This is a genomic window from Pseudomonas sp. Sample_9 (assembly GCF_004307535.1).
GTDB lineage: Bacteria > Pseudomonadota > Gammaproteobacteria > Pseudomonadales > Pseudomonadaceae > Aquipseudomonas > Aquipseudomonas mercuritolerans.
In genome coordinates this window covers 1-4,633 of the sequence record NZ_RAZO01000445.1, presented here as the reverse complement: position 1 = coordinate 4,633, position 4,633 = coordinate 1, and the positions used below count along the sequence as shown (strand labels likewise).

Genomic DNA, 4,633 nt, shown 5'->3' with positions numbered 1-4,633 from the left:
GAGGCGAGGGTTTCGCAGGCGTTGGCCAGCAGGTCTTCGTTTTTGGTGTCGGCGGTGACGGCGTACATGGCGCGAGGGCTGAAGGGCGGTGGGGTTGAGCCGGGTGGGCAGAGGTAATGGTCGAGGGCGCGGTCGGCGGCTTGGTGGAGTTTTTTTGAGTCGAGGGATTCGTAGGGGCTGGCGCCTTTGCGAACAAGCTTGCCTACATTTGGAATGCGTTTGCCTATGGGAGCGAGCTTGCTCGCGAAAATGGCCAGCCCGGTCAGCAGAAAAACCTCGATCAAGCCCCGCTGTTTAAATCCCTGGTTAAATAGATCCGTCCCCTTTTCTGTCCGAATTTATTCCTTTAAATACATGGCAGGCCATGGTTTTGGAGTGTTAGATCCTGCATAAAAAGTTAATTTAGGGACTTTTCCATATAATTGCGCCAGGGTGCACACCATGTAGTTGTTGGAGTTGTTATTGCCGACAAAATAAGCTGGGCCCATTTGCATTCCTCCATAGCAACTGGTTGCGAGTTGAAGTATTTCGTGGTGAAGCAATGTGTCAGGATCTAATTTGATCCCGTTCTGCGAGCGTATCCATGCGTCGGAGGCCGCTGGGTCTGCGAATGTTTCTGTGGAGATTATCAAGGTCCATACATTGGCTGTTTGTACTTCAAAGTTTACTGAGTTATTTTTTGCGTCAGTAACCATTATCGTCGCTTTTCCATTTCCGATGCTACGCACGACTCCCCTGTCATTAACCGAAGCTACGGAAACATCGTCCGAACGATAGGTGTAAGGGGGGGTGCCCCCACATGCATGTCGACGGTCCATGGAGCCAATAGGGTCACTGAAGCGTGCCCAGCTTGCGGGCGGGTTGATCACGATTGCGTTTTTGCCATCTAAATACAGCGTGGTCGTTTCGATGCATAATCTCGGCGTTGACATGATGATGTAGCTCCTGATTGGGGCGGTCACTGCTTGATCTTCGTTGGTGTCGCCGGAATAATTTATTTTGAACTCAACCTGCAGCTCAGAATCGTTTTGCAATGCGCGTAGCTTGTCTGCCGACGCTAGTGGGAATAACCCGTTGAGATCGCTCGATTCCACGTTTGCACCATCGTAGATTATCCAGCCATATGGTTCGCCATTCTCGTCAGTGCCCGTCAAACGCAGCCAGATTTTTTGTCCAATCGCTATTGGTTGCCATCTTGCGATATGGATACGTGCATCGTCTGCAAGATTATTTACGTCTAGAACATCATCGAGCACCTCTGCAATGTTCGGTAAAGGTAACCGCTTATCCTCATCAGCAATTTTCATAATTTCAAATTTGGAAGTTGGTGATTCTTCTGCGGGAGTTCCGGCGCGTATCAAATTCCACTGAAACTCAACCGCCTTCCCATGCCACGCCGCCAAAAACGCAGCACTCAATAAAATCTCCGCAAGCCCATCAATAAAATCCACCACCGGAAACGGCGGCGCTCCGGCCGGCGCGTTTAGTTGGACGAATTGGGCTTTATCGTCTTTCTCTGCCGTGAAATCTGTTACTTGCAGCTTCACTCCATTCGGATTAGCCAAAACGTTAATTGGCACCGTGGGCGGGCTCAAGGTTGGTGGTGGAAGTTCGATTGTCGGGTTGCCGATCACCTGAGCGATTGCAGCCATTGAGCGTCCGACAATTTTTCCATCCCGAATCTGCTCATAAATCATTTCGACCTTACTGTCTCGCAGAACCTTAACGTTCGGAATTTCCCAGTTGAAATAGGTGGGCAAGTCTTGTTTGAGCAGCGTTACGTCGTGTTCCGCCACTTCTGCGGCGATCACTGATGTGAATTTCAAGTGGATGGAGTCTTCCGGCTGCCAAGTCGTGTTCGGCAAATACAGGAGGGCCCACAGCGGACCGCCTTTCATTTTTCCAAGATTAACCTCGGTCGGATCGTCACTGATGTCGGCGAGGACTTCACGAAAGACGGCAACAGGCAATTGCTGGTGTTGCAAATGCACATCGATAGTCAGAGGAAGCGACGAGGGGGAGGAATTGGTCAGGTAATCGGCGACGCGGAATGTGATCGGAAACGCGGCGCTGTCACCCGCCTCTTCAAAAACTGATCTCGGAATTGGAATGTCGATGTTGGCGGGAACAGGTGGAAGTGGGGAAGTGGTCGGTGGTACCAGTTGATGTCTCACAGGTTGGCCTGCGCAGTCGACATGGATTCGGTCGTACCAGTTAGCCTTGTCATAGCTGACGGTCAGGACAAACTTGTCTGCTTCGTCGGGGCCTACACTGGTGTGGCTGGCCTTGAGGGTCATGACCGGCGGCGTGCCACCTGGCGCAACGCTGCGATACAGCAACTTCAGATCAGGGGTTGGCACTTCAGGTTGGGAAATGCGCTTGATGCCAAAGCGAATCCTGTTGGGATCTGAATGGAGGCGTCTGGCGGGAATGAATAAAGATGTGTTTTCTGTTTCTTTTCCCTCTTCGATCGTCGTGTTGTCTACAAGCTCATCATTGAGATAAAGCCTCACCCCATCGTCTTTGTCCTGATTGAGATAGGCCAGCATGATGACTTTGAAACCTGCCGCAGCCGTTCCATCTGCAATGGACACGCCGCCATGGAAATCTTCCTTGGCCGGATTCAAGTCGATCATCTCAGGCGCATAGGGTAGCGGCAGGTCGGTAGTTCTGAGTTTGCGCTTACGTTTCATGGGATCTCCAAATTTTGCTGCGGGTTGGCTTGGAGATATCAAAGGCCAAAGGGACGGTTTCGTCACCTGTCAAACCTGACAGGTCAATGCCGGTTTCGGATGAGTGGTCGCCGCTTCAGGTAGTCCGGAGCGCATCGCGTTCGGCTCAGGATGGGACGCATTCCCACGCCAGAGCGTGGGAATGGTCGTCGGGTCGTGCTACTGCGGCAACTCCAGATTATCCAGCACCCGATGCGCCGCCAGTTCTCCGAGCATGATCAACTGCGCAATCCCCATCAACGTCCTGCGCTGCGATGGCTTGACCAGTTCGGCGGATTTCTGGGCAATTGTTTCGGCCGAAGCGAGAGTTTCGCAGGCGTTGGCCAGCAGATTTTCGTTTTTCGTACATGGCGCGGGGGCTGAAGGGCAGTGGATGGAGCCAGGTGGGCAGAGGTAGTCGTCAAGGGCCAGTCGGGTTGGGCGGGTTGATTTGATAAAGGATGAAGCCTCCAGATTTTTGAAGCTTCCACCGCTCCGTATCGTTAAGCGTGGGGACCACGAAGGGGGGGCTTACCACTCGTCGGAATATAGCCCCTAACTGTAATTTCTGACAGTAGACAGGACGCGACTAAAAGCACGGAATGACTGCGGGCAAACCCGCCCCTGAAAAAGGATGCTCTCATGAATAACCAAACCCCAATCCCCACAGCCAGCGCAGACCAATATAAATTTCACAAAATCGAATTAGATAGCGATGCAAACGGCATCGCTGTCAGCCCCGACGGTAAACATTTTTACTTAACGTCTTATCGCCTCGGTTTCTTCGTGAGGGATGCGGCTACATTCGAAAGCCAGGCGAATATCAAAGTCGGAAACGGCCCTTTGGACATTGCGGTCAGTCCCAACAGCACCCGTGCTTATGTCGGCAACGGTGGTGGTAAATCTGTCTCCGTGGTTGATACGGCACAACACCAAGTCTTGGCTACTGTCGCGCTTGAGACTGATCCGAGAGGTATGGCCTCCAGCGCTGATGGTGCGCGGGTTTATGCCTGTCTTTTTTTCAGCAACCAGATTTCTGTTATAGATACGACGACCAATAAAGTCCTGAGGAACATCCCAGTCAGTCGCGGTCCGATCGGGATTGACGTGACTTCCGACGGTGCTCGCCTTTATGTCAGCTCTTATTACAACAGTACGGTCGAGGTGATTGACACGGCGACGGATAACGTCCTTAAGGTAATCCCGGTTGGAAAAGAACCAATGCGGGTCATCATTAGCCCTGATGGAACTCGCGCCTATGTCTGCAATCGTGACAGCAATACCATTTCGGTAATAGATACAGCGAATGACCAAGTCCTGACGACCGTCCCGGTTCAACAAATTCCATACGACATCGCTATTAGCCCGGACGGTACTCGTGTTTATGTCGTCGAGTCGGGAAATAGCACGGTCGCAGTGATCGACACGGCTACGAATCGCGTTCAAACAACTATCCCTGTGCCTGGTCAACCGGGTTATATCGCAGTCAGCCCGGATGGCACCCGCGTTTATGTCAATGTCGGTCCCAGCGGAGAAGGTGTTGACCGCCCATACATCGCGGTGATCGAGTGGCTATCCAGCGACGCCCATCCGTCAATCTAGTGCCAAGCCTAGATGTTCAAGGACCCTGCAGTTGCAAGCTGCAGGGTTTATTCGCCGCAATTGGACGTTCTCCGTCGAACTGTTCACGAAAGGGCCGAAATGATCAGCGAGTAACTCAGCCTTTCTGCATCACTGCGGCAACTCCAAGTTATCCAGCACCCGATTCACCGCCAATTCCCCAAGCATGATCAACTGCGCGATGCCCATCAGCGTCCGGCGCTGCGATGGCTTCACCAGCCCGGCGAATTCCTGGGCGATGGTTTTCGCGGAGGCGAGGGTTTCGCAGGCGTTGGCCAGCAGGTCTTCGTTTTTGGTGTCGG

At 52.6% G+C, this 4,633-nt stretch carries 2 protein-coding genes and 3 pseudogenes; 1 reads left to right on the top strand and 4 read right to left on the bottom strand.

Annotation, left to right across the window (positions count from 1 at the left end):
* The 3 genes and pseudogenes from D6877_RS29695 to D6877_RS30105 all read right to left on the bottom strand — a co-directional run.
* Positions 1 to 215 (bottom strand): annotated as a pseudogene (locus D6877_RS29695) (hypothetical protein); the annotation flags it as partial.
* A 123-nt stretch (positions 216 to 338) separates the two neighbouring features.
* Positions 339 to 2,693, bottom strand: coding sequence for a hypothetical protein (locus D6877_RS25410; protein WP_130912488.1), 2,355 nt, complete (start codon positions 2,691 to 2,693; stop codon positions 339 to 341).
* A gap of 198 nt (positions 2,694 to 2,891) precedes the next feature.
* A pseudogene (locus D6877_RS30105) lies at positions 2,892 to 3,074 on the bottom strand (hypothetical protein); the annotation flags it as partial.
* A 279-nt stretch (positions 3,075 to 3,353) separates the two neighbouring features.
* Between D6877_RS30105 and D6877_RS25400 the strand changes: the two are divergent.
* Positions 3,354 to 4,313 carry a YncE family protein gene (locus D6877_RS25400; protein WP_130912487.1) on the top strand — a complete coding sequence of 320 codons (960 nt, stop codon included), beginning with the start codon at positions 3,354 to 3,356 and terminating at the stop codon, positions 4,311 to 4,313.
* A gap of 129 nt (positions 4,314 to 4,442) precedes the next feature.
* On the opposite strand, the pseudogene D6877_RS25395 reads toward D6877_RS25400, so the two are convergent.
* Positions 4,443 to 4,633, bottom strand: a pseudogene (locus tag D6877_RS25395) (hypothetical protein); the annotation flags it as partial.